Here is a 21,206-nt window from a genome sequence, read left to right on the forward strand (position 1 = left end):
ATGAGCACAGAAATTAAAGTTCCTGTTCTTCCTGAGTCGGTTGCTGATGCTTCCGTTGCTACATGGCATGTAAGTGTTGGCGACAAAGTAAGCCGTGATCAGAACTTAGTAGATATCGAAACAGACAAAGTTGTTTTAGAAGTTGTTGCACCACATGACGGTGTGATCACTGAAATTTCACAAGAAGAAGGTGCAACCGTACTTGGCGACCAAGTGATCGGTATCATTGGTGAGGCTGATGCAGCTACGCCAACTGAAGACGCAAAGAGCGAAGCTGCACCAGCTTCAGACAAACAAGAAAACGCGCCAGCGGCGCAATCAGCACCAGCATCAGAAGGTAAAGAAGTGGACATTAAAGTACCTGTACTTCCAGAATCAGTCGCAGACGCGACAGTAGCTACTTGGCATGTGCAACCAGGTGACGCAGTAACACGCGATCAAAACCTAGTTGATATCGAAACTGATAAAGTTGTTCTTGAAGTTGTTGCTCAAGAAGATGGCGTAATGGGTGAAATTATTCACGCAGAAGGCGATACAGTACTGGGTGACCAAGTTATCGGTAAAGTTAAAGCCGGTGGCGCACCAGCTGCAGCCCCTGCAGCAAAAGAACAAGCTCCAGCTGCTGATTCTAGCGATAGTTCAGACGTGTTAACACCGTCAGTGCGTCGTTTAATCGCAGAAAAAGGCCTAGATGCTTCTAAAATTAAAGGCTCTGGTAAAAATGGTCGTGTGACAAAAGAAGATGTTGATCAATTCTTGAAGTCACCAGCTCCTGCGGCGAAAGCTGAAGCAGCGCCAGCGGCACCAATGGGTGACCGTACACAAAAACGCGTTCCTATGACACGTTTACGTAAAACCATTGCTAATCGTCTTCTTGAAGCGAAAAACTCTACTGCAATGTTAACGACATTTAACGAAGTTAACATGAAACCAATCATGGATCTTCGTAAGCAGTATCAAGAAGTGTTCGAGAAACGTCACGGTATCCGTTTAGGTTTCATGTCTTTTTACGTAAAAGCAGTTACTGAAGCACTAAAACGTTTCCCTGACGTAAATGCATCAATTGATGGCGATGATATCGTATACCACAACTATTTTGATATCAGCATTGCAGTTTCTACGCCACGTGGCCTAGTGACTCCAGTACTAAAAGATTGCGATAAGCTATCTGTTGCTGAAATCGAAAAAGGTATTCGTGAATTAGCACTTAAAGGTCGTGATGGTAAGTTAACACTTGACGACATGACTGGTGGTAACTTCACTATCACTAACGGTGGTGTGTTCGGTTCGTTACTATCAACACCTATTATCAACTTACCGCAGTCTTCAATTTTGGGTATGCATAAAATCCAAGATCGTCCAATGGCTGTGAATGGTAAAGTTGAAATTCTTCCTATGATGTATTTGGCATTATCTTATGATCATCGCCAAATAGATGGTAAAGAATCTGTTGGCTTCTTAGTAACAATTAAAGAGTTACTTGAAGATCCAACTCGTTTATTACTGGATGTTTAATTCAGTAGTATAAAATATAAGCTGTGAGTCATATTCACAGCTTTTTTTTTGCGCCTTTGGTCGTACTGGGGTTTTCATGTTAAGCCTTGGGATCTATACTAGGTGCGCAATTTGGGATAGCTGTCTATTTATAAAAATAGTCAGCTCTTTTAGTATAAAAAATTGGATAAAGCATCATGAATTTGCATGAGTATCAGGCAAAACAACTTTTTGCCGAATATGGTTTACCAGTTTCTCAAGGTTTCGCTTGCGATACACCTGAAGAAGCTGCAGCAGCTGCTGAGAAAATCGGCGGTGATATGTGGGTTGTTAAAACTCAGGTTCACGCAGGTGGACGTGGTAAAGCTGGCGGTGTAAAGCTAGTTAAAACTATCGACGAAGTTAAAGCGTTTGCAGCTAACTGGTTAGGTAAAAACCTAGTTACTTACCAAACAGACGAGAATGGTCAGCCAGTTGCTAAAATTTTAGTAGAAAGCTGTACTGATATCGCCAACGAATTGTACTTAGGTGCAGTTGTTGACCGTGCATCTCGCAAAGTTGTTTTCATGGCGTCTACTGAAGGCGGTGTTGAAATTGAAACTGTTGCTGAAGAAACACCAGAGCTTATCCACAAAGCAGAGATCGACCCATTAGTAGGTCCTCAAGCTTACCAAGCACGTGAACTAGGTTTTAAATTGGGTCTTAACCCAGTACAAATGAAACAGTTCGTACAGATCTTCATGGGTCTTGGTAAAATGTTTACTGATTTCGATTTCGCACTACTTGAAATCAACCCGCTTGTTATCACTGATGAAGGTAATCTTCACTGTCTTGACGGCAAAATCGGTATCGATGGTAATGCACTTTACCGTCAACCTAAAATGCGTGATTTCCACGATCCATCGCAAGAAGATGCACGTGAAGCACATGCAGCAAGTTTTGAACTTAACTACGTTGCATTAGACGGTAACGTTGGTTGTATGGTTAACGGTGCAGGCCTAGCAATGGGTACTATGGACATCGTAAACCTACACGGTGGTAAGCCTGCAAACTTCCTAGATGTTGGCGGCGGCGCGACTAAAGAACGTGTATCTGAAGCATTCAAAATCATTCTTTCAGATGACAACGTTAAAGCTGTTTTAGTTAACATCTTTGGTGGTATCGTTCGTTGTGACATGATCGCTGAAGGCATCATTGGCGCAGTTAAAGAAGTTGGCGTAAACGTACCTGTAGTTGTACGTTTAGAAGGTACTAACGCTGAGCTAGGTCGTGAAGTTCTTAAGAATTCTGGTCTAGATATCATTGCTGCTGAATCACTAACAGACGCGGCTGAAAAAGTTGTTGCTGCTGCGGAGGGCAAATAATGTCTGTATTAATCAATAAAGATACAAAAGTTATCTGTCAAGGTTTCACCGGTGGCCAAGGTACTTTCCACTCAGAGCAAGCGCTTGAGTACGGTACACAAATGGTTGGTGGTGTAAGCCCAGGTAAAGGCGGTCAAACGCACCTTGGTCTTCCAGTATTTAACACTGTACGTGATGCTGTAGAAGCAACAGGTGCAACTGCATCAGTTATCTATGTACCAGCACCTTTTTGTAAAGATGCTATCTTAGAAGCAATCGATGCGGGCATCGAGCTAATCGTTTGTATCACTGAAGGTATCCCTACACTTGATATGGTTGACGTTAAAGTTAAACTAGATCAAACAGGTACTCGTATGATCGGTCCTAACTGTCCAGGTGTTATCACTCCTGGTGAGACTAAGATTGGTATCATGCCTGGTCACATCCACAAACCTGGTAAAGTAGGTATTGTTTCTCGCTCTGGTACTTTAACGTACGAAGCTGTTAAACAAACTACAGATGCAGGTTTCGGTCAGTCTACCTGTGTTGGTATTGGTGGCGACCCAATTCCTGGTACTAACTTTATCGACGTTTTAGAAATGTTCGAAAAAGATCCACAAACTGAAGCGATTGTAATGATCGGTGAAATCGGTGGTACTGCAGAAGAAGAAGCTGCAGAGTACATCAAAGCTAACGTTACTAAGCCTGTTGTTTCTTACATTGCTGGTGTTACTGCACCAGAAGGTAAGCGTATGGGTCATGCTGGCGCAATCATCGCTGGCGGTAAAGGTACTGCTGATGAGAAATTTGCTGCATTAGAAGCTGCGGGCGTAAAAACTGTACGTTCACTTGCTGATATCGGTAAAGCACTTAAAGAAAAAACTGGCTGGTAATAACCTGCTATGTTTCGAAAAAAGGCTCACTTAGTGAGCCTTTTTTTTGCCATTATTTATAAAGTATTATGTCTAGATAATGATAAATTTCCGAATCTCTAGCTGTATATTTAATAATAAAAATCAATAGCTTGTTTCAATAAACTCTACTGGTAATAATCAAAACTGCCGTTATAATGTGCGATTGCTTTTTATCATTGGAAGATCTAGCAGTAATGCGAATAATTTATTTTACAGTCTACCTTGTATGCTTTTGTTGCTCTTTCAATTTATTTTCATCTACTTCATTTCGTACCGCATTTTTAGTAACCGAACAACGCGCATTAGCTGAACCAAATCAGTTGATCGAAGAATTAGTTATTACACAAGCAGCTCAGCGTATTTCTACCACTGAACACGCTTATAATAATACTTTGTTAGCGCGGCTGTATTTATTTAAAGGTGATATCGCACGTTCACAAAGTTACTTTGAACTTGCCCAACAACAACTGCCTAAAGACGATGATTGGATCCAAGGTTATTGGTTAATGTATCGGAGTGTTTTTTCTTTAGAAGAAGGGCTGTTACCTGAAAGTATTAAACAAATCCGCTTAGCACAAAATGCCTTTATTCAAGCAAACGATTTAGAGATGTTGGTACAAGCTGAGTCAATTGAAGGGGCTCTGTTGCTCTGGCAAGAGGAATACCCTAAAGCAATAGAAATTATCGAAAATGCCTACATTGAAGCCAAAACTGCGAATATGTCATCAACTACCATGCTTTATGTTTATGATAGTTTAGCTGCATATTATTCGACCATGTCACTATTTGAGAAAGGTGAGCAATATGCAGTTTTAGCACGCGATCTCGCCAGTAAAACGGCAATGTTGTCAATGGTTTGCCTGTTATCTATATCTTATGCATGACATATGAGCGCGCCGAAAAACTTGATTCAGCGGCGGCTTGTTATGAAGAAATGATAATGTTATCAGCAATGGTAAAAGCACCGCGCTATCTTTTTTTAGCGCCAGCTGGTAAAGCAAATGTCGCTCTGAAGCAAAAAAAATATTCGCAAGCGTTGCAACTACTATACTTGGCTAAAAGTTATGTTAATAAAGTGATTGTAAATCCAGCGCATATAATTGCGTTAAATAATGGATTTGCTAAAACTTTCTTAGCATTACAGCAACCAGAGCAAGCACTTGAATATATTCAAGCATCAGAGTTATTGTTGACTGATTACGATAGGCCGCTTAATAACCGTTACAGCCGGAATACACTCAGCTTAAAGGCGCAAAGCCTAGAACAATTAGGTCGTTTTGCAGAGGCTACTAATGCACTGAAGTTATTGATTAAGCTTACAGAGCAAGCAAAAGAAACAACGCAGCAGAAACTCGAGCAAGAAGCACGCTCACGATTTGAATCTACTCAACAAGATATCAAATTGCAGTTGGCTGAAGAGAAATTCAAATACCAACAAATTACTTTAGATAAGTTAGCTAAAGAAGGACAGTTACAAGCAGCCTATTCTGTTATTGGTATATTAGCGATATTAAGCATTACAATTTTCGCATTAAATCAACGCAAAGCATATTTACGAAGCCAACGCAGAGCAAATACAGATCCACTCACTGGAGCTCATAACCGTCGCTATATTCTCGATTTTATTGCAGCGCAACTTATCGGGAAGCAACAAAACTTTTCAGTTTCAATTTTAGATATTGATCATTTTAAACAAGTAAATGATCAATATGGTCATGATATCGGTGATCAAGCCCTAATTGCTTTTAGCGCGTTACTTACAGAGCAGTTAGCTGATACTGAGTATCAATTTGCTCGCTTTGGTGGTGAAGAGTTTATTGTGGTAATGCCAAACTTAACACTTGCACAAGGGCATGATTTTATCGGTAACTTATGCATTTGTTTAAAAACGTTAAGCTTGACCGATAAAAAAATCACTTTAACAAGCAGTGCTGGTGTAGCACAAATGCAGCCAGGACTCGCCCTTAATACGTTATTAAAAGTTGCTGACACAAACCTTTACCATGCTAAAAATACTGGCAGGGATAAGGTCTGTAGTTAACCTGAACTTAGCTTAAGGGGTTGATTATCGACAAGCTCGCTATTATAGATAATGATTGATATGTTGAAAAAATCGCACAGTGATATCTTGGCGCTCTATATTAATAGATAATGGTTCGATGAGTGTACGGATCACACTTTCAACTTGATTCATAAACCGACCGTGGCCAATTCCTTGTTCGTCTTTTTCACTGGCAACAATAACAAAATGCAGTGAATCTACTAGTTTTTCATCATGCCAATAATGACTATATTGCGTTTTTTGATCGTCGGTTGAAAAACTTAGCTTTTGCAATTCATGATTGCCATCGTTGTTATCAGTCTTACTGTTTCTAATTATTGGCATCGTACCATTTGCTATCATCGCCGCTAAATGTAAATTTTTGGCGGCGCATTGCTTAATAAATGCGTCATAAAAGTGCTGGTAAAACTCTGTGAATGTTGGCTTATTAAGTAAATGATGAAACTGAGTTTTAATAGTACGTGTTATTGGGATCGCAAATGTCGTATAGGTCATCTCATTATGTTCTGCAGGGAGTGTACAATGGCGGCTTTGGTAGCGAGGGTAGAGTCCTCTGAGTTTATAACCGTAGCTTTCTTTACATCCTTTCGCTTTGGCGAACAAGTCATAGGTTAAATGTTGATGATCACGCACTTTTATTGCTGCTTCATCGATCAATAATGTGCTTTGTAGGTATTCGAGTACTTTTTTAACCCGAGTATGGAATATGGCAGCATTCGCACGCAAGTCTTCACCAGTAGCAAGGAAGAGTAAGCGAATTTTTTTACTGGGTTTGCTGCTGTCGTAAATGCATTTATGCGCTTCATGGTAACGCGGGTTATAAAAGAATAAAATTTGTTTTTCTGTTTGTAAACAATACGACTCTTCATGAAACCTAACAACGGGGAGCTTATCGTTTGCTATCAAATGTACATTGTGTAGCTCGTATTCATCACATGAAGAGAATAGCTGTCGTGCTAAACGTTCATAACATTGCTGTATATTACTAAAACGTGCGTATAAATCGGCACTGGGTACGAACTCCGCTAAGATATATTGGTTTGCGCGTGCAGTAGTTGGGATATAAACGCGATGCTGTGAAAGTGAAGCCATTATTTTCTCCTTAAAAGAATTACTTTAATTACGTCACTGTAGCTTGGTTGAATGACTGTTTTATTGCGCTAGAACAATTTATCGTCATTAAGAGATTAAATAACAACCCAGGCGTGGTTCTTTAGCTAGTATTTTCCGCTAAGCACACAATATGTAATAAACCCGCATCTATTACTGTATGTTAAAGTTTGTTTTTATAATATACCCAAACCACCTCAATATGCAGAATTCAGCGTTTCACAGGGGCTTAATATCAAGGCGTTACTTTGCAACAATGGCAGTCCCTTTTAAGAAGTAACAACGATGAGAGTAAGTGCCTGCGAAACGCCCAACGGGTTGGTTTAAAAGCGATTTATACTGCGTTATTGATTTTACCAATAGAACCACTATTATTTGCAATCAATGCCTTGCCTAAATCGCTTTTAATTCCAACTGAAACTCGCATCTTGGGGTGGTTTGGGTATAATGCAGTAGTTTTGTCACCATGCACTATTGTGAGGATTGTATTCCTATGGCGGAAATTGAGAATCGCCCAAGTAACTTTATAAGAACCCGTATTGATGAAGATTTAGCATCAGGTAAACATGCGTCTACACATACTCGTTTTCCACCAGAGCCAAATGGTTTTTTACATATTGGTCATGCTAAATCAATTTGTTTAAATTTTGGTATTGCGCAAGACTACAGTGGTCAATGTAATTTACGTTTTGATGATACTAACCCTGAAAAAGAAGATATTAACTACGTTAATTCAATCAAAGAAGATGTTCAGTGGTTAGGTTTTAACTGGGATGGTGAAATAAAGTATTCGTCAAATTATTTTGATACTTTGTATGACTATGCTGTAGAGCTTATTAATAAAGGCTTAGCCTATGTGTGCTTTTTAACAGCTGATCAAGCGCGTGAATATCGCGGCACGTTAAAAGAGCCTGGTAAAAATAGTCCAACCCGTGATACTAGTCCTTCAGAAAACTTAGCACTATTTGAAAAAATGCGTGCTGGTGAATTTAAAGAAGGCGAGTGTGTATTACGCGCAAAAATCGATATGGCCAGCTCATTTATGGTGCTGCGTGATCCTATTATTTATCGTGTGCGTTTTGCTCATCATCATCAAACCGGTGATAAATGGTGTATTTACCCAATGTATGACTTTACGCACTGTATCTCAGATGCGCTAGAGGGCATTACCCATTCATTGTGTACACTTGAATTTCAAGATAACCGCCGTTTATATGATTGGGTGTTAGATAACATCAGTCTTGAATGTCATCCACAACAAATTGAGTTTTCAAGGTTAAACCTTGAATACACTATAATGTCAAAGCGTAAGCTAAATGATTTAGTGGTCAATGAGTATGTTGAAGGGTGGGATGATCCGCGTATGCCTACCATTGCAGGTCTTCGCCGTCGTGGTTATACACCAGCATCAATTCGTGAATTTTGCTTACGTATTGGCGTAACCAAACAAGAAAACATGGTTGAAATGGGCATGCTTGAAGCCTGTATCCGTGAAGACTTAAACGAACATGCTCCACGTGCCATGGCCGTTCTCGATCCGGTTAAAATCATCATTGAAAACTATGCTGTTGATACCGTTGAAACCTTATCAATTGCAAATCATCCAAATGATGAAAGTATGGGTCGTCGTGATGTTCCGTTCACCCGTGAAATTTATATTGAACGTGAAGACTTCAAAGAAGAAGCAAATAACAAATTCAAGCGCTTAGTACTTGATAAAGAAGTTCGATTACGTGGTGCTTATGTTATTAAAGCAGAGCGTGTTGAAAAAGACGAAAATGGCGAAATAACCACGATTTTTTGTAGCTATGATCCACAAACGCTGGGCAAAAATCCAACTGATGGACGTAAAGTGAAGGGCGTTATCCACTGGGTGTCAGCCAGTGAGTCAATCACCGCAGAAGTTCGTTTATATGATCGGTTATTCAGCGTACCAAATCCTGCAGCAGCTGAAGACTTTGCAACAACTTTAAATCCTGATTCATTAGTGGTTTTAGCAAACGCAAAACTTGAGCCATCACTTGCTAATGCAGAGCCTGCACAAGGTTTTCAATTTGAACGTACAGGGTACTTCAGCCGTGATACTAAGTCAGAGAACATTGTATTTAACCAAACAGTTGGTTTACGTGATTCTTGGACTAAAACACAGCAGTAGTTTTTATCCCTTCGCTCAAAGGCGAGGGGATAAAAGTAACAGACATAAAAAAACCTGCAATTTGCAGGTTTTTTTTATTCAGCTAATAAATTATTGGCTATCAGCAAATGCTTTACATGCTGCAGTGTCAGTACACTCACCATACAAATAAAGAGAGTGGTTGGTTAATTTAATACCATTTTCTTCTGAAATTTCAAGTTGACGACGTTCAATCATTTCATCTTCAAATTCAACAACTTTACCACATTTTAAACATACTAGGTGATCATGGTGTGTGCTACCAGAGAGTTCAAATACAGACTTACCGCCTTCAAAATGGTGACGGCTAACAATACCCGCATCATCAAATTGGTTAAGTACGCGGTACACAGTAGCAAGGCCAATTTCTTCACCTAGGTCCAAAAGAATTTTGTAAACATCTTCAGCGCTGATGTGTTGGTTATCTGGAGATTGTAAAATCTCTAAAATTTTAATACGCGGCAAAGTTACTTTTAAGCCGGCTTTTTTTAATTCCAAGTTATGATCAGTCATTAAATCTGTCTCAATTATATTTGGTTATACTAGACACCTTACAAAGATGTACACGACACATTAGCAACGATAAGAATAACGTGCCTAGTCATTAAGTGCAAAGATCAATTGCTAGAAATACTTATAAAATGTGTAATAGGAAAACGAACGTCACTATTTTATACGATTACTAGCAATAAAGTGCATTTAATCAGCAAGTTCACTTAAACACATTTCTTCATAAATTTGTGCTGACCATGCTTTTACACGTTGTTCAGTAAGCTCTGGTTGACGGTCTTCATCAATGCCTAAACCAACAAAATGGTTGTCATCAGCCATGCCTTTCGAGGCTTCAAAATCATACCCTTGTGTTGGCCAATGACCCACAACAATAGCGCCACGCTCAGTAACGATGTCATTGATCATACCCATCGCATCAAGGAAGTATTCAGCGTAGTCTTCTTGATCGCCACAGCCAAAAATAGCCACAAGCTTGCCTTCAAAATCAACTTCTTCTAATTCAGGGAAAAAGTCATCCCAATCACATTGTGCTTCACCATAATACCAAGTAGGAATGCCAAATAAGATTAAATCAAATTCTGCGATCTGTTCTTTTGAACTTTTAGCAATATCATGCACAGCCACTAACTTTTTACCCAATTCTTTTTGGATCATTTTAGCTACGTGTTCTGTGTTACCTGTGTCACTTCCGAAAAAAATACCTACACTTGCCATGGATTTAAAACCTTTTATCTATCAATAGCCAATCTTTCTTGTAAAATAGTTTCAATCAGCGCACTGCGGCTAATATTTTGTGCATCGGCCATATCGCTTAACGCTTGATATAACTGCGATGAAACTTTAAATTCGACACGCTTTAAACCACGTGCTTTATCTCTTTTTATTTGATTACGTTTATTTACCTTTAACTGAACCTCCCTTGGTAGGGGATTCGTTTTTGGTCTGCCGGGGCGTTTTTCGTATTCAAATAAATCGAGCGTTGTTCTATCTGTTTCAGACTTAGCCATGGTTAACCCACACCCGCACCTTGCCAAAAAACTTGAATAAGTCCTTTAGCGATAAAACCAGAACACCCTAAAAATAGCACAAGCCATACTACATAACGGCCAAATTTAGGCACATTACCTTTTTTTAGTACGTCTTGGATAGCCATACCAATAAAAAAGAACACACCGGCTAAGCCAAAGTACAACCCAAGGGTATCAAATTCGTTAATTAACTGACTGACCATCAACGTATAACCTTTAAATTAAACGGCGCGTATTATAGCATATAAAATTGTAATAATTTAGTGCGCTAAGTCAAAAATACGTGATTAAATTTTGCTTTATTAAGCCATTAAAAAATCATTGATAGACTTATTAACCGCCATTGGTTTTTGGGCATGCAACCAATGACCTGCGCCATGAATAATTTTTGCTTTTGCGTTGCTAAATTGAGCCATAATAGCTTCACGATATTCAGGCAATATATAATCAGAATCGTTCCCTTTGATAAATAAAGTATCGCATAAACAAGAATCATTTGCTTTAATATTTGCTAAAATATTGCGATATTTTTCACTTAGGGTAGTCAAATTAAAGCGCCACTGCAGTTCACCAAGTTCGTTTTTCGCATAGCTTTTTAGCAAAAACTGGCGAACACCTAATTCAGGTATTAGCTGCGTCATTAATTTATCCGCTTCTTTGCGGTCATTAATAGCATGGCTTTTTACCAGCTTTAATGCCGCAATGATATCATCATGACGACTTTGATATGCAACAGGAGCGATATCTAATACTACGAGCTTATTTACTGAGCTTGGATTAATATGTGCTATTTGCATAGCAACTTTCCCGCCCATAGAATGACCGACTAAATGGGCTTTATCAATACTTAAATGGTCCATTAAGGCGAGTACGTCGTCAGCCATTGCCGGGTAATCCATAATATCACTGTGTGGTGAACGGCCATGGTTACGTAAATCAAGATTCGTTACTGTAAAATTTTCTGCCAATGCATTGGCTATAACATTTAAATTTTCCAGTGAACCAAACAATCCATGGATCAAAATTACATGCGGCCCTTGGCCAGTTTGTTTGTAATTTAACAGCATCACAGTTTCCAAAAACAATTTCATAAAAGTGTGCCTAGTTTGCCTAGTGAAATAACAAATTGCAAAACATAGAGAATTAAATCAGGTTTGGGTATAATCAGCATGGATGAAAAAAATGTGACCCGTAACGACAGGAATAACATGAAAAAAATTGACATAGACGACGAGTTATATCAATACATTGCAAGTAACACTCAAAGTATAGGCGAAAGCGCCTCAACTATTTTACGTCGTTTATTAAATATTCACGGCGAAAATGATTTAGCCGCGCAAGAAAAACCAGAACAGCCCGTCACGCATGAGGTTGCAAAGACGACTCAAACAACTGAAAACACCTCATCGACCGAGAATAAAAAGTCAGCCGCTGTCACACCATTGACACAAGCGCATGCCAGTGTTTTTAATATACTCAATAAAGAAGAGTTGGCGATGCAAAAAGGCGTAGTAGGGCGCTTTTTGTTTATTTTATCTGCTTTACATAGAACTCATAAAACTGATTTTTCAGCGGTATTGGATGTGCAAGGGCGTGATCGCGTTTACTTCGCAACCAGCAAAGAAGCGTTAGTAAACAGTGGCAGCAGTATGAATCCAAAAAACATTACCGACAGTGAATACTGGGTAATGACCAACTCAAATACTACCCGTAAGAAAATGATGCTACACGAAGTGGCACTTGGCTTAGGCTATAGTGCTGAACAAGCTGAAAAAATTCGAGACTACTTATAAAGGAAATGTAATGGCGATTCATTCCGGTGCAGGGAAACCTGCAACACAATCAGATTTAGTAAATGTACCAAAATTAGTGTCTGCTTATTATTTAAATGAACCCGATCTAGAGCAAAACCCTGAACATTGTGTTGCTTTTGGTACTTCAGGGCACCGAGGTTGTTCATATGATGTGAAATTCAATGAATCTCACATTCTCGCCATTACTCAAGCAATTTGTGATTACCGAAAACAAAATAATATTTTTGGACCGCTATTCTTAGGTAAGGATACGCACGCGTTAAGTGAGGCGGCTTACAATTCAGCGATTGAAGTGCTTGTTGCTAACGAAGTACAAGTGATCACGCAAGAAAACGACGATTTTACACCTACACCGGTGATTAGCCACGCGGTCGTGTGTCATAACAAATTACATCCTCATGAATTAGCTGACGGTATTGTTGTTACACCTTCACATAATCCTCCAGAAGACGGCGGTTTTAAATATAACCCACCTAATGGCGGGCCGGCAGATACTGACGTTACTAAGTGGATAGAAGACAGAGCAAATCAACTACTACTAGAAGATTTAGTTGAAGTTGAGCTATTCCCATTTGCAAAAGCTGCCCGTTCAGGTTTTATTAAATACCAAGATTTAATGACTCCTTATATTGAAGATTTGATTAATGTTGTTGATGTAAAAGCGATTGCAAAGGCAAATATTAAAGTGGGTATTGATCCGCTCGGTGGTTCAGGGATCAACTTTTGGCCTATTATCGCCGAAAAATTTGCTTTAGATTTAACAATCGTTAATGAAAGTGTCGATCCGCGCTTTGCATTTATGCCACTTGATAAAGATGGCAAAATTCGTATGGATTGCTCATCACCTTATGCGATGGCAAACCTAATCGCCCTTAAAGATGATTTTGATATAAGCATTGGCAATGATCCAGACTATGATCGCCATGGTATTGTAACTCCTGACGGCTTAATGAATCCTAATCACTTTTTAGCGGTTGCCATTGATTACTTATTAAATCATCGTGATTGGTCCAAAGACGTTGAAATTGGCAAGACACTTGTTTCAAGTGCGATGATTGACCGAGTAGTTGCCCGTAATAATCGTCAAGTACGAGAAGTACCTGTTGGTTTTAAATGGTTTGTCGAAGGGCTAAGTACTGGAACACTCGCGTTTGGCGGTGAAGAAAGTGCCGGGGCATCATTCCTTCGTTTTGACGGTACAGTATGGAATACCGACAAAGACGGTTTCATCATGGGATTATTAGCCGCGGAAATTTTAGCTGTAACAGGAAAAACCCCATCAGCACTTTATAAAGAGCTTGAGCTCGAATTTGGTGCGCCTATATACAAACGTATAGATGCACCTGCAAGTTCTGCCCAAAAAGAGCGACTTAAAGGGCTAAGTGCGAAAGATGTTACGGCAGATACCCTTGCGGGCGAGCCTATTTTACAAAAGCTAACTCATGCGCCTGGTAATAATGCCGCTATTGGTGGTTTAAAAGTAGTTACTGAAAACGGCTGGTTTGCAGCGCGTCCATCAGGGACTGAAGACATTTATAAAATTTACCTTGAATCATTCAAAGGTGAAGAACATTTAGCGCTATTAGAAAAAGAAGCCAAGAAGTTGGTTGATTCAGTGATTAGTTAATAACGCTTAGACTATTTTATAACGGCTGATTTATTCAGCCGTTTTTGTTTCTCATTTGCATAATAATATGAAGGCATTTGGATTATGACAGCCAACTCAGAGTATTTAAACGAATTACAACAGCAAGGCGATTTTTTAACTCTCAGCCGTAATAATGAATGGCACTTAGCAGCGAGTGCTTTTACTTTAAGTAATGGTACCACTGTAACTATTCATGACACCGGCGTTATAGAGTTTCAACCAAAATGCTCTACTACAATCGATGTGGTACTTTCAAGTGCGATCCATGGTAATGAAACAGCACCTATTGAAATTTGCGATGAATTAATTAAGCGTATTATCTTAGGCGATTTACAACTAGCACAGCGTGTACTGTTTATTTTTGGTAACCCGCAATCAATTAATATTGACAAGCGTTTTGTAGAAGAAAATCTAAACCGTTTATTTAATGGTCATCACACTGTCGAAGGTGTAAAGATGAATAATGAGCGCACACGAGCGGCCAAGCTTGAACAATATGTTAGTGACTTTTATCAACGCGGTGGGCAGCAGCGAGAGCGCTGTCATTACGATTTGCATACTGCTATTCGTGGTTCAAAAAATGATAAATTTGCTGTATATCCCTTTTTACATGGTAAACCGTGGAAAAAATCGCAACTACAGTTTTTATTAAGCTGTGGAGTAAATACGGTGCTAATGATGAAATCACCAGCCACCACTTTTAGTTACTATTCTTCTTTTGTTCATGGTGCAGATTCATTTACCGTTGAACTTGGTCAAGTAAAACCGTTTGGTGAAAATGATATGAGTCGTTTTGCGAAAACCAAAGCGACCCTAATCGCATTAATTAGCCAAAAAGAAGTGATATATAAAGAATTTGATGCAAGTGACTTTGAGTTATTTGCTGTGCACCGATCAATCAATCGCACTGAACACGATTTTTCGTTTCCTTTTTCGGATGATGCCGAGAATTTTACCGGGTTTAGCAAAGGTGATTTACTCGCAACGGATGGTCAGACCTGTTATTACGCAGATGTTGAAGGCGAAGCAATTATATTTCCTAATGCCGATGTTGCCCTTGGACAACGTGCATTATTAACGGTAATACCATTACAACTGACTGATAATATTATTTAATTTGTTGCTTTGCAGGTCAGCTCAAATCATTAACTATATGATTGTATATACTTTATGCTTTTGTATAGTTAACTTTCCAATGCCACTGTCGCCAATTAACTTTGTTTCGTCTATGATTAGTTGAATAACACTTTACGTTAACGTAAAGTGTTAGCAGCTTTAATTTAAATACAGTACAGTTTCTGCAAAGTTTATCCTGCAGAGCACAGCCAATAATAACAACTGACTTGTACTGTTTACGACAACAAAAGAAGGTAGGTTATGAGCAATCCAAATAACGTATCGCTGAATATTAGTCATGATCTCTCATTTATTGACGGTCATGCCTTAAATATTCCGACCTTGAGTATTTTAAACGAGGATGGCGATATCCACGACGGTGCAACAGCCCCCGATATTGATGAAAGTACTGCGCTGCGGTTATATGAAACAATGCGTTTTATTCGTGCACTTGATGAGCGTATGCAAGCTGCTCAACGCCAAGGCCGGGTAAGCTTTTACATGCAATGTTTAGGCGAAGAGGCGGCAGTGACAGCGTCTGCTGCGGCACTTGATCAAGACGATATGATCATGGCGCAATACCGTGAGCAGGCTGCACTTCATTATCGTGGCTTCACACTTGATCAGTTTATGAATCAAATGTTTTCAAATGAGTTGGATTTAGGTAAAGGTCGCCAAATGCCAATTCACTACGGTTCAAGTGCACTTAATTACATGACTATCTCATCGCCGCTAGGTACTCAAATACCGCAAGCAACAGGTTACGCGTACGGGCAGAAAATTAAACACATAGATGCAAAATCAGGTGAACTAAGCTCAACGATAGATAACATAACTATCTGTTACTTTGGCGAAGGGGCTGCTTCAGAAGGAGACTTCCATGCTGGTTTAAATATGGCCGCAGTGCATAAGTCACCGGTTATATTTTTTGCTCGCAATAACGGCTATGCGATTTCAACTCCTGCGGATGAGCAATTTAAGGGCGACGGCATCGCTTCTCGTGGCGTAGGTTACGGTATTAAAACGATTCGTGTTGATGGTGCTGATGCACTTGCTGTTTATGCCGCAACTAAAAAAGCCCGTGAACTTGCCACTAAAACAGGTGAGCCGATTTTAATTGAATCGATTGCATATCGCCTTGGCGCGCATTCTACATCAGATGATCCTAGTGGCTATCGTTCAAAAGACGAAGAAGCAAATTATCAATCTTGTCCAATCGAACGTTTTCGCAAATGGTTAATTAAGCAAAACTGGCTTAATGAAGAAGAAGACAATAAAGCCAAAGAGCAAATTCGTGAAGATATCCTAGCCGCATTAAAACGCGCTGAAGTGATTGCAAAACCGGCCTTAGAAGAGTTGGTGTCGGATGTATATGATACACCGATCCCTTCTTTGCAACGTCAATACGAGCAATTGAAAACGCATATCAAGCAACACCCCGATGCTTACCCAGTGACTGCAGGGAGAATTAAGTAATGGCTAAAATGAATATGTTACATGCGATTAATTCAGCCCTTGATATAACTATGGCTGAACATCCGCAAGCGTGTATTTTTGGTGAAGATGTTGGCTATTTTGGCGGCGTATTTCGCGCAACGTCTGGACTACAAGAGAAATATGGTCAGCACCGTGTATTTAATACACCATTAACCGAACAAGGGATCATGGGTTTTGCTAATGGCTTAGCAGCGTTTGGCGCACCAGCACTTGCTGAAATTCAATTTGCCGATTATATATTTCCAGCCTTTGACCAAATAGTAAATGAGTCTGCTAAATTTCGTTATCGTAGCGGTAACGAGTTTAATGTTGGCAACCTGACTATCCGTACTCCTTACGGTGGTGGTATTGCCGGTGGTTTATATCATTCGCAATCACCTGAAGCTTATTTTGCACATACCCCGGGACTTAAGATTGTTGTCCCTCGCAACCCTTACCAAGCAAAGGGCTTATTACGTGCTGCAATTAAAGATGATAATCCAGTTATTTTCTTTGAGCCTAAACGTTTATATCGTGCATCAACGGGTGAAGTTCCTGAACAAGATTACAGCATTGAGCTTGGTAAAGCTGAAATAGTTAGTGAAGGTACGGATGTAACACTACTTGCTTGGGGCGCACAGATGGAAATCATCGAAGATGCTGCAAAACGTGCAAGTGAGCAGGGTATTAGTTGTGAAGTGATTGATCTACGCAGTATTTTACCATGGGATATGGAAACGATTGTTAACTCAGTGACAAAAACAGGGCGACTTATTGTTAGCCATGAAGCACCAATCACTAATGGTTTTGGTGCAGAAATTGCGGCGACAATCCAACAAGAATGTTTTTTGCATTTAGAATCACCTATCTTACGTGTTTGCGGCTTAGATACTCCGTATCCATTAGCGCTTGAAAAAGAATATGTACCTGATGCGTTGAAAGTGCTCGCAGCAATCAAGCAATCGGTCGAATTTTAGGAGTCATCATGGCAAAAGATTTTATTTTACCGGATATCGGTGAAGGCATCGTTGAATGTGAAGTTGTTGAATGGTTAGTAGCCGAAGGCGACACCGTAGCTGAAGATCAACCGATTTGTGATGTAATGACAGACAAAGCACTGGTGCAAATTCCTGCGGTTCATGATGGTGTGATCAGTAAGCTCTATTATGCTAAAGGGGATATTGCTTTAGTGCATGCCCCGCTGTTTGCAATGGATGTAGCTGGTGAGACTACAGCCGATCATACTCAACCAGAAACAACCAGCGTAATAGAGCACACGCAAACAAATACTGACTCTGAAGTCGTTGAGGATTTTATCCTTCCCGATATTGGTGAAGGAATTGTTGAGTGTGAAATTGTTGAGTGGTTAGTCAGCGAAGGCGACTTGATAGAAGAAGATCAAGCCGTTTGTGATGTAATGACAGATAAAGCACTCGTACAAATTCCAGCTAAATATACCGGCACAGTGGTAAAACTTTATTATGCTAAAGGGGATGTTGCGCAAGTACACAGTCCACTTTTTCAAATGTCGATTGCAGGCACTCAAGCAAATGTTGTCGATATCAATGATGCATTAGTGAAAGCACAAACCAAAGCGGTAGAGCAAAAACCAGCAGTAGTTGAAAAGTCAGTAACAGCCCCTGTAATTAATAAAAAGGCGGTCGCATCACCGGCAGTAAGACGCAAAGCACGTGAACTTGATGTTGATCTAACCACAGTCCCAGGCAGTGGTAAGAATGGCCGTATTTACAAAGAGGACATTGAACAGTTTGTGAAAGGGGAAGTGCCAAATAGTATTGATACATCACCACTGCAAACGAAGCCTGACGTTACGAAAACCACAGCTAGCGACACTGGCGGCATGCGCATTGAGCCAATTAAAGGCATCAAAGCAGCAATGGCTAAACAAATGGTTGCTTCGGTAACGACTATCCCACATTTTACATTTTGTGATGAGATTGATTTAACAACTTTGATTGCTTTGCGCAGTGATTTAAAAGAGCAATATAAGCAACAAGGCGTTAAATTGACAATGATGCCATTTTTCATCAAGGCCTTATCGCTGGCTATGAAAGAATTTCCGGTATTAAACTCGAAAATAAATGATGAATGCACTGAGCTTAGCTACTTTGATGATCACAATATCGGTATGGCAGTTGACTCTAAAATTGGTTTGTTAGTGCCAAATATCAAACAATGTCAAACAAAGAGTATTGTTGATGTAGCCAATGAAGTAACGCGATTGACGGATGCTGCCCGTGAAGGACGTGTTAGCCCTGACGATCTCAAAGGCGGCACAATTAGCATTTCTAATATTGGCGCGATTGGCGGAACAGTTGCGACGCCAATTATCAACAAGCCAGAAGTGGCGATTGTGGCATTGGGTAAATTACAACATCTACCGCGTTTTGATGCCAAAGGGCAAGTGGTGTCTGCTGCAATTATGCAAGTTAGTTGGTCAGGCGATCACCGAGTGATTGATGGCGCTACGATAGCGCGATTCAATAACTTGTGGAAATCGTATTTAGAAAACCCAGCCAAAATGATGATGGCAATGAGTTAATACTTTTTAATTACTTTTAAAATATTACCTATTTTAAAACCAGCTTAATGCTGGTTTTTCTTTTACAAATAGTTGTTTTTAATTAATATACAAGGGTTACTGAAAAGTAATAAAGGCCCTATTAGGGAATATAAAAAATAACACTAAGGAAATACAATGGAACATTATATGAATGCGTTGCGCAGCTACGCGGATTTTTCAGGTCGTAGCCGTCGTAAAGCTTACTGGATGTTCGTATTATTTAATACGATTTTCTCAATTGTATGTAATGCTGTTGATAGCTTATTAGGTACAATGTTTATTGGCACTATCTATAGCCTCGCGCTATTGATCCCAGGTCTAAGTGCTGGTGCTCGTCGTCTTCATGATACGAATCGTTCAGGTTGGTGGCAGTTACTTTGGTTAGTACCAGTAATCGGCTGGATTGTTTTAATTGTTTTCTATGCACAAAATTCGCAAGAAGGGGAGAACGATCATGGCCCAAATCCAAAAGAAGTTGCTCTAGAATCCGCTACTGTTTAATTAAATAATGAATAATACCAATTGACTTAAATATTTAACCATTCTAGCGAGCTAAATAAAGCGCTAACTGCGTTATAATTTTTCAAGTAGAACAACTACATGTCAAAATTTATGCCTTGTTATCACTGTATTTATCTGTCGCTATAAATGGTCAGTAACTTAACACGATTGGTATAATGAAAAGCTCAGCAGTCGCTGAGCTTTTTTATATCAGTGACTTACACCTCAAATAAATATAAGCCATAACCAACGAGTAAAGCGGGAATTGCCGAATATATTGTTGCCACAAATGCGGCACGTGGTGCCATTGCGATTGCAGGGAAAAGGGCATCGCCGTCATTTGATATTGCATTCGCAGCTAAGGCACTAAAGGGAATGATGCCTTGAATATACAATGTAGTTACCACTATTTGTGGTCCACAGCCAGGTAAAAAACCAATCAAAACGGCAATTAAAGGCGCTAAGTATGCATAGTGAGTAAACCAGGCTTTTAAATCTACACCGGCAAATGTTACTAATAACTCAAATAGCATAAACGAGGCAACTACCCATGCCGTGACAAAATGGGTGTCTTGCAAAACTTTATATAGCTTTGAAGGGGGCGTTATAGTTTCTTCTTCTGAAGTTACTTGTTGATAGCTTTGACCTTTAGACGACAGCGCCCAAGTGGTAACAGCCAATAGCGCCATAATAGCGCCAAATAAGGTTATTGATTCAGCAAGTAGAGCGTCAAAGGCTGAAAAGTCAGTATTGAAAGCAATCATTATTGCCACAATAAGACTGGGCATCATAATAATTTGCCAAATTGATTTACTGACTATAATTGCCTTACTAGGCTGATTTAAGCACTCATCAGCATAATCATTTTTTGCTGGGCGAAGATAATCTTGCTTATGAAATGCATTGACTAAGGAGCCGCTGATAATACCAACGCTCAGGCCAATAATCATAATAAGTAAGCCTTCAAGCGGCTTCGTTGCTAATAGTAAAAATGCAGCATCCCCCATGGTCGCTGTTAATACAGCAACGATAGAGCCAAAGCTCGCTTGTCCTTTGGTAAATTGTGTCACTACTATGATGGCGCCTCCGCAGCCAGGTAAAGCACCGAGTAATGAAGCAAAACTAATTTCTAACAAGGGTGATTTTTGACTTAAATAGCCAAGCTCTAAGTGAGGCAACCGATCGATGGCGTAGTAATAGATAAATAAAGTGGCGGCAACAAATATACTAACTTGAAAAAACGCATCACTCATTGCCGTTAATGTCATTGCTCGCAAAGGAGCATAAGCTAAACAACACAACAACAATAGCGGTAATATCAGCCGTTTATTACTGGTAATAAAATGTGTGGACGTTGGAAAACTAATTTTGGGCAGTGAAAGTGAAAACATAAGTGCAACCTAAAAACTATCTAAGTTGCACTTTAGATT

20 protein-coding genes are annotated in these 21,206 nt (G+C 39.7%); 13 read left to right on the forward strand and 7 right to left on the reverse strand.

Annotation, left to right across the window (positions count from 1 at the left end):
• The 5 genes from odhB to H5180_RS04190 all read left to right on the forward strand — a co-directional run bounded on the left by odhB (position 1) and on the right by H5180_RS04190 (position 5,792).
• Positions 1 to 1,515, forward strand: a complete 1,515-nt coding sequence (gene odhB / locus H5180_RS04170) for a 2-oxoglutarate dehydrogenase complex dihydrolipoyllysine-residue succinyltransferase (protein WP_145233866.1) — start codon at positions 1 to 3, stop codon at positions 1,513 to 1,515.
• A gap of 176 nt (positions 1,516 to 1,691) precedes the next feature.
• Entirely contained in the window at positions 1,692 to 2,858 is a 1,167-nt protein-coding gene (gene sucC / locus H5180_RS04175; RefSeq protein ID WP_145233868.1) for an ADP-forming succinate--CoA ligase subunit beta, read from the forward strand.
• On the forward strand, positions 2,858 to 3,730 hold the full coding sequence (sucD, locus tag H5180_RS04180; RefSeq protein ID WP_145233870.1) for a succinate--CoA ligase subunit alpha: 873 nt from the start codon (positions 2,858 to 2,860) through the stop codon (positions 3,728 to 3,730). Before sucC ends, sucD begins: the two co-directional genes overlap by 1 nt.
• Before the next feature lie 215 nt (positions 3,731 to 3,945).
• Positions 3,946 to 4,635, forward strand: a complete 690-nt coding sequence (locus H5180_RS04185) for a hypothetical protein (RefSeq protein WP_182757719.1) — start codon at positions 3,946 to 3,948, stop codon at positions 4,633 to 4,635.
• 56 nt (positions 4,636 to 4,691) lie between these two features.
• Entirely contained in the window at positions 4,692 to 5,792 is a 1,101-nt protein-coding gene (locus H5180_RS04190; protein ID WP_182757720.1) for a diguanylate cyclase, read from the forward strand.
• 42 nt (positions 5,793 to 5,834) lie between these two features.
• Here the strand turns inward: H5180_RS04190 and H5180_RS04195 are convergent, their stop codons facing one another.
• Positions 5,835 to 6,905, reverse strand: coding sequence for a DUF3083 family protein (locus tag H5180_RS04195; protein ID WP_145233874.1), 1,071 nt, complete (start codon positions 6,903 to 6,905; stop codon positions 5,835 to 5,837).
• Positions 6,906 to 7,416: 511 nt separating this feature from the next.
• On the opposite strand from H5180_RS04195, the gene glnS reads away from it, so the two are divergent.
• Positions 7,417 to 9,078 carry a glutamine--tRNA ligase gene (glnS, locus tag H5180_RS04200; RefSeq protein WP_145233878.1) on the forward strand — a complete coding sequence of 554 codons (1,662 nt, stop codon included), beginning with the start codon at positions 7,417 to 7,419 and terminating at the stop codon, positions 9,076 to 9,078.
• A gap of 90 nt (positions 9,079 to 9,168) precedes the next feature.
• On the opposite strand, the gene fur is transcribed toward glnS, so the two are convergent.
• The 5 genes from fur to H5180_RS04225 form a co-directional block, all read right to left on the reverse strand.
• Positions 9,169 to 9,609: a ferric iron uptake transcriptional regulator gene (fur, locus tag H5180_RS04205; protein ID WP_145233880.1), complete on the reverse strand. Its 441-nt coding sequence runs from the start codon at positions 9,607 to 9,609 to the stop codon at positions 9,169 to 9,171.
• 186 nt (positions 9,610 to 9,795) lie between these two features.
• Positions 9,796 to 10,323 carry a flavodoxin FldA gene (gene fldA / locus H5180_RS04210; protein ID WP_182757721.1) on the reverse strand — a complete coding sequence of 176 codons (528 nt, stop codon included), beginning with the start codon at positions 10,321 to 10,323 and terminating at the stop codon, positions 9,796 to 9,798.
• A gap of 14 nt (positions 10,324 to 10,337) precedes the next feature.
• Positions 10,338 to 10,616 carry a LexA regulated protein gene (ybfE, locus tag H5180_RS04215; protein ID WP_016709654.1) on the reverse strand — a complete coding sequence of 93 codons (279 nt, stop codon included), beginning with the start codon at positions 10,614 to 10,616 and terminating at the stop codon, positions 10,338 to 10,340.
• A 2-nt stretch (positions 10,617 to 10,618) separates the two neighbouring features.
• Positions 10,619 to 10,840, reverse strand: coding sequence for a DUF2788 domain-containing protein (locus tag H5180_RS04220; protein WP_054204660.1), 222 nt, complete (start codon positions 10,838 to 10,840; stop codon positions 10,619 to 10,621).
• Positions 10,841 to 10,939: 99 nt separating this feature from the next.
• Complete coding sequence (locus H5180_RS04225) at positions 10,940 to 11,704, reverse strand: alpha/beta fold hydrolase (protein ID WP_145234106.1); 765 nt, start codon at positions 11,702 to 11,704, stop codon at positions 10,940 to 10,942.
• A 141-nt stretch (positions 11,705 to 11,845) separates the two neighbouring features.
• On the opposite strand from H5180_RS04225, the gene seqA reads away from it, so the two are divergent.
• The 7 genes from seqA (at position 11,846) to H5180_RS04260 (ending at position 19,776) form a co-directional block, all read left to right on the forward strand.
• On the forward strand, positions 11,846 to 12,430 hold the full coding sequence (seqA, locus tag H5180_RS04230; RefSeq protein ID WP_149981080.1) for a replication initiation negative regulator SeqA: 585 nt from the start codon (positions 11,846 to 11,848) through the stop codon (positions 12,428 to 12,430).
• Positions 12,431 to 12,440: 10 nt separating this feature from the next.
• Positions 12,441 to 14,078 carry a phosphoglucomutase (alpha-D-glucose-1,6-bisphosphate-dependent) gene (pgm, locus tag H5180_RS04235; protein ID WP_182730940.1) on the forward strand — a complete coding sequence of 546 codons (1,638 nt, stop codon included), beginning with the start codon at positions 12,441 to 12,443 and terminating at the stop codon, positions 14,076 to 14,078.
• Positions 14,079 to 14,162: 84 nt separating this feature from the next.
• Positions 14,163 to 15,215: a succinylglutamate desuccinylase gene (gene astE, locus H5180_RS04240; RefSeq protein ID WP_182757722.1), complete on the forward strand. Its 1,053-nt coding sequence runs from the start codon at positions 14,163 to 14,165 to the stop codon at positions 15,213 to 15,215.
• 261 nt (positions 15,216 to 15,476) lie between these two features.
• The gene (locus H5180_RS04245) at positions 15,477 to 16,691 is read left to right on the forward strand and encodes a thiamine pyrophosphate-dependent dehydrogenase E1 component subunit alpha (RefSeq protein ID WP_145233891.1); all 1,215 of its coding nucleotides are present in this window, start codon (positions 15,477 to 15,479) and stop codon (positions 16,689 to 16,691) included.
• Positions 16,691 to 17,668 carry an alpha-ketoacid dehydrogenase subunit beta gene (locus H5180_RS04250; protein WP_145233893.1) on the forward strand — a complete coding sequence of 326 codons (978 nt, stop codon included), beginning with the start codon at positions 16,691 to 16,693 and terminating at the stop codon, positions 17,666 to 17,668. The genes H5180_RS04245 and H5180_RS04250 overlap by 1 nt, the downstream gene beginning before the upstream one ends.
• Before the next feature lie 8 nt (positions 17,669 to 17,676).
• Positions 17,677 to 19,254, forward strand: a complete 1,578-nt coding sequence (locus H5180_RS04255; RefSeq protein WP_182757723.1) for a dihydrolipoyllysine-residue acetyltransferase — start codon at positions 17,677 to 17,679, stop codon at positions 19,252 to 19,254.
• Positions 19,255 to 19,410: 156 nt separating this feature from the next.
• Positions 19,411 to 19,776, forward strand: coding sequence for a DUF805 domain-containing protein (locus H5180_RS04260; protein ID WP_182730938.1), 366 nt, complete (start codon positions 19,411 to 19,413; stop codon positions 19,774 to 19,776).
• A 218-nt stretch (positions 19,777 to 19,994) separates the two neighbouring features.
• Here H5180_RS04260 and H5180_RS04265 read toward each other — a convergent pair whose 3' ends face one another.
• Positions 19,995 to 21,167, reverse strand: a complete 1,173-nt coding sequence (locus H5180_RS04265) for a putative manganese transporter (protein WP_145233900.1) — start codon at positions 21,165 to 21,167, stop codon at positions 19,995 to 19,997.
• Positions 21,168 to 21,206: the final 39 nt, after the last annotated feature.

Origin of the sequence: Pseudoalteromonas sp. SR41-4 (assembly GCF_014163985.1) — a bacterium.
Classification (GTDB): Bacteria; Pseudomonadota; Gammaproteobacteria; order Enterobacterales; family Alteromonadaceae; genus Pseudoalteromonas; species Pseudoalteromonas rhizosphaerae.